Consider the following 5,443-nt stretch of genomic DNA (forward strand, 5'->3'; position numbering starts at 1 on the left):
TGTGTTCGGCGGTGTCCTACTCTTCCACCCGATAGGGTAGTACCATCGGCGCTGGCAGGCTTAGCTTCCGGGTTCGGGATGGGTCCGGGCGTTTCCCTGCCGCTGTTGCCGCCGTAACTTTATTTATTTGGTGCTCACCGGTGTTATTTGGTGGTGGGGTGTGGTCTGTTTGACCGTGTTTGTGGTGTGGTTGCGCGCAATGTGCTGATTCGTTGTTACACACAATTGGTTTTTTTGGTGTGTGTAAGTTTTCGGCCGGTTAGTGCCAGTTCCCTAAACCTATTGCTAGGCGTGCAGGTCTGGTCTATCGATCCCGTGGTCTGCGGGGGGCCTTATCCCTCTAAAAGGGTGAGAAACCTGGTCTTGGAAGAGGTTTCCCGCTTAGATGCTTTCAGCGGTTATCCTGTCCGAACGTGGCTATCCAGCGGTGCCACTGGTGTGACAACTGGTATACCAGAGGTTCGTCCGTCCCGGTCCTCTCGTACTAGGGACAGGTTTCCTCAAGTTTCTGACGCGCGCGGCGGATAGAGACCGAACTGTCTCACGACGTTCTAAACCCAGCTCGCGTGCCGCTTTAATGGGCGAACAGCCCAACCCTTGGGACCTGCTCCAGCCCCAGGATGCGACGAGCCGACATCGAGGTGCCAAACCATCCCGTCGATATGGACTCTTGGGGAAGATCAGCCTGTTATCCCCGGGGTACCTTTTATCCGTTGAGCGACACCCCTTCCACTCGGGGGTGCCGGATCACTAGTCCCGACTTTCGTCCCTGCTTGACATGTACGTCTCGCAGTCAAGCTCCCTTGTGCACTTACACTCAACACCTGATTGCCGTCCAGGTTGAGGGAACCTTTGGGCGCCTCCGTTACTTTTTAGGAGGCAACCGCCCCAGTTAAACTACCCACCAGGCACTGTCCCTGGACCAGATATATGGTCCGAGGTTAGAAGCCCAATACGATCAGAGTGGTATTTCAACAATGACTCCACAATCACTGGCGTGACTGCTTCACAGTCTCCCACCTATCCTACACAAACCGTACCGAACTCCAATACCAAGCTGTAGTGAAGGTCCCGGGGTCTTTTCGTCCTGCCGCGCGTAACGAGCATCTTTACTCGTAGTGCAATTTCGCCGAGTCTATGGTTGAGACAGTTGAGAAGTCGTTACGCCATTCGTGCAGGTCGGAACTTACCCGACAAGGAATTTCGCTACCTTAGGATGGTTATAGTTACCACCGCCGTTTACTGGGGCTTAAATTCTCCGCTTCACCCCCGAAGGAGTTAACAGGTCCTCTTAACCTTCCAGCACCGGGCAGGCGTCAGTCCGTATACATCGTCTTGCGACTTCGCACGGACCTGTGTTTTTAGTAAACAGTCGCTTCTCACTGGTTTGTGCCACCCCCCACCGCTGCCGGCCGCTAGTGCCATGACAGTAGGAGGTCCTCCTTCTCCCGAAGTTACGGAGGTATTTTGCCGAGTTCCTTAACCATAGTTCACTCGTACGCCTTAGTATTCTCTACCTGACCACCTGTGTTGGTTTGGGGTACGGGCCATGTGTGCACTCGCTAGAGGCTTTTCTTGGCAGCATAGGATCACCGAATTCGCCTCACTCGGCTATGCATCACCTCTCAGACATATGAACGACGGATTTGCCTATCGTTCGTCCTACAGGTTTACCCCGGTATTACCACTGACCGGTACGGCTACCTTCCTGCGTCACCCCGTCGCTTGACTACTACCCACCGGGGTCCCACGCAGCCGGCAACACGTGATCCCCGAAAGGATCATCACGTGCCATTTGGATGGTTAGCACAATGGATTCATCACGGACGCACACACACGGGTACGGGAATATCAACCCGTTGTCCATCGACTACGCCTGTCGGCCTCGCCTTAGGTCCCGACTCACCCTGGGAGGACTGGCCTGGCCCAGGAACCCTTGGTCTTTCGGCGGGCAAGGTTCTCACTTGCCTATTCGCTACTCATGCCTGCATTCTCACTCCCACACCCTCCACAGCTCCATCACTAGGCTGCTTCACCGGATGCAGGACGCTCCCCTACCCAACCCTTGCGGGTTGCCGCGACTTCGGCGGTGTGCTTGAGCCCCGCTACATTATCGGCGCACAATCACTTGACCAGTGAGCTATTACGCACTCTTTCAAGGGTGGCTGCTTCTAAGCCAACCTCCTGGTTGTCTTCGCGACTGCACATCCTTTTCCACTTAGCACACGCTTAGGGGCCTTAGTCGGCGATCTGGGCTGTTTCCCTCTCGACGCACGGAGCTTATCCCCCGCCGTCTCACTGCCGCGCTTTTGCCTTACCGGCATTCGGAGTTTGGCTGACGTCAGTAACCTGTTGGGGCCCATCGGCCATCCAGTAGCTCTACCTCCGGCAAGAAACACGCGACGCTGCACCTAAATGCATTTCGGGGAGAACCAGCTATCACGGAGTTTGATTGGCCTTTCACCCCTACCCACAACTCATCCCCTCAGTCTTCAACCTAAGTGGGTTCGGGCCTCCACGCGGTCTTACCCGCGCTTCACCCTGGCCATGGGTAGATCACTCCGCTTCGGGTCCAGAACATGCCACTACACCCCTTACGGGGATACGCCCTATTCAGACTCGCTTTCGCTACGGCTACCCCACACGGGTTAACCTCGCGACATATCCCTGACTCGCAGGCTCATTCTTCAAAAGGCACGCCATCACCCCACGCATTCGAGGGCTCTGACGGATTGTAGGCACACGGTTTCAGGTACTATTTCACTCCCCTCCCGGGGTACTTTTCACCATTCCCTCACGGTACTAATCCGCTATCGGTCATCAGAAGGTATTCAGGCTTACCGGGTGGTCCCGGCGGATTCACAGCAGATTTCACGGGCCCGCTGCTACTCGGGAACACCATCAAGGCAGACATCGGGTTTTCACGTACGGGACTCTCACCCTCTACGGCAGGCCATCCCAAGCCACTTCCGTTAACCACGACATTTTTTTACTGCCCTCCAGAGGGATAGCCCTGGAAAGATGGGTCCCACAACCCCGCACACACAACCCCTACCCGGTATCACATGCATGCGGTTTAGCCTCATCCGCTTTCGCTCGCCACTACTCACGGAATCACAATTGTTTTCTCTTCCTACGGGTACTGAGATGTTTCACTTCCCCGCGTTACCTCCCGCACCCTATATATTCAGATGCGGGTAACACGACATCACTCGTGCTGGGTTTCCCCATTCGGACATCCTCGGATCAACGCTCGGTTGGCAGCTCCCCGAGGCTTATCGCAGCCTCCTACGTCCTTCATCGGCCTCTGATGCCAAGGCATCCACCATGCGCCCTTAAACACTTACGCACAAAAACCAATTGAAAACAAGAATCAAAAATTGCACATCAACACACAAAAACACCCCCGAAACCCGAAGATTCCGGAGCTGACTCTTGCGCGCTAGATGCTCGCAACCACTATCCACAAATCAAACACCACACCCCACCACCAAAACCGGTGAGGCAACAACACGCCTCCCACCCCACGCAGGGGCCAGGGAAAAACGGGCCTGTTGTCTCAGGACCCAACAGTGTGTCTGGTAATTTCCTCGGCCAGGGTGTTTTCCCACCTGACCACGTTCGTTGTTCCGCACCCACCAGCAAGCCCACTACAGGCGCCGGCGACAATCCCAACCACGAACCCCGGCACGATTGCCGGCATGGGGGAACCCTGAAACAGGGCATGTAAATGGTGCTCCTTAGAAAGGAGGTGATCCAGCCGCACCTTCCGGTACGGCTACCTTGTTACGACTTCGTCCCAATCGCCGATCCCACCTTCGACGGCTCCCTCCACAAGGGTTAGGCCACCGGCTTCGGGTGTTACCGACTTTCATGACGTGACGGGCGGTGTGTACAAGGCCCGGGAACGTATTCACCGCAGCGTTGCTGATCTGCGATTACTAGCGACTCCGACTTCACGGGGTCGAGTTGCAGACCCCGATCCGAACTGAGACCGGCTTTGAAAGGATTCGCTCCACCTCACGGCATCGCAGCCCTTTGTACCGGCCATTGTAGCATGTGTGAAGCCCTGGACATAAGGGGCATGATGACTTGACGTCATCCCCACCTTCCTCCGAGTTGACCCCGGCAGTCTCCTACGAGTCCCCGGCATAACCCGCTGGCAACATAGGACAAGGGTTGCGCTCGTTGCGGGACTTAACCCAACATCTCACGACACGAGCTGACGACAGCCATGCACCACCTGCACACAGGCCACAAGGGAAACCACATCTCTGCAGTCGTCCTGTGCATGTCAAACCCAGGTAAGGTTCTTCGCGTTGCATCGAATTAATCCACATGCTCCGCCGCTTGTGCGGGCCCCCGTCAATTTCTTTGAGTTTTAGCCTTGCGGCCGTACTCCCCAGGCGGGGTACTTAATGCGTTAGCTACGGCACGGATCCCAAGGAAGGAAACCCACACCTAGTACCCACCGTTTACGGCGTGGACTACCAGGGTATCTAATCCTGTTCGCTCCCCACGCTTTCGCTCCTCAGCGTCAGTTACTGCCCAGAGACCCGCCTTCGCCACCGGTGTTCCTCCTGATATCTGCGCATTCCACCGCTACACCAGGAATTCCAGTCTCCCCTGCAGTACTCAAGTCTGCCCGTATCGCCCGCACGCCCACAGTTAAGCTGTGAGTTTTCACGAACAACGCGACAAACCACCTACGAGCTCTTTACGCCCAGTAATTCCGGACAACGCTCGGACCCTACGTATTACCGCGGCTGCTGGCACGTAGTTGGCCGGTCCTTCTTCTGCACATACCGTCACTTGCGCTTCGTCTGTGCTGAAAGAGGTTTACAACCCGAAGGCCGTCATCCCTCACGCGGCGTCGCTGCATCAGGCTTGCGCCCATTGTGCAATATTCCCCACTGCTGCCTCCCGTAGGAGTCTGGGCCGTATCTCAGTCCCAGTGTGGCCGGTCACCCTCTCAGGCCGGCTACCCGTCGTCGCCTTGGTAGGCCATTACCCCACCAACAAGCTGATAGGCCGCGGGCCCATCCCACACCGCAAAAGCTTTCCACCACACCCCATGAAGAATGCAGTCATATTCGGTATTAGACCCAGTTTCCCAGGCTTATCCCAAAGTGCAGGGCAGATCACCCACGTGTTACTCACCCGTTCGCCACTCGAGTACCCCGAAGGGCCTTTCCGTTCGACTTGCATGTGTTAAGCACGCCGCCAGCGTTCGTCCTGAGCCAGAATCAAACTCTCCAAACAAAAACTTCCCAGCAAAAGCCAGGCAGAATTCGAATCAGAAAAATCCGATCACAAACAAAAGACACCAAAAACTGGCATCAAAAAAACAACACCACACCCCACAAACGGGAAAACGGGAGCATGGCAAAAAACAACAAACAAAAACCACCAAACACACTATTGAGTTCTCAAACAACACGCC

3 rRNA genes are annotated in these 5,443 nt (G+C 55.7%); all 3 read right to left on the reverse strand.

Annotation, left to right across the window (positions count from 1 at the left end):
- Positions 1-3 precede the first annotated feature (3 nt).
- Positions 4-116, reverse strand: a 5S ribosomal RNA gene (gene rrf, locus ABIA30_RS27355).
- Positions 117-239: 123 nt separating this feature from the next.
- A 23S ribosomal RNA gene (locus ABIA30_RS27360) occupies positions 240-3,349 on the reverse strand.
- Positions 3,350-3,744: 395 nt separating this feature from the next.
- A 16S ribosomal RNA gene (locus ABIA30_RS27365) occupies positions 3,745-5,262 on the reverse strand.
- Together the 16S, 23S and 5S rRNA genes form the textbook arrangement of a ribosomal RNA operon.
- Between the last annotated feature and the right edge of the window lie 181 nt (positions 5,263-5,443).

The organism is Mycobacterium sp. MAA66 (assembly GCF_041261665.1).
Classification (GTDB): domain Bacteria; phylum Actinomycetota; class Actinomycetes; order Mycobacteriales; family Mycobacteriaceae; genus Mycobacterium.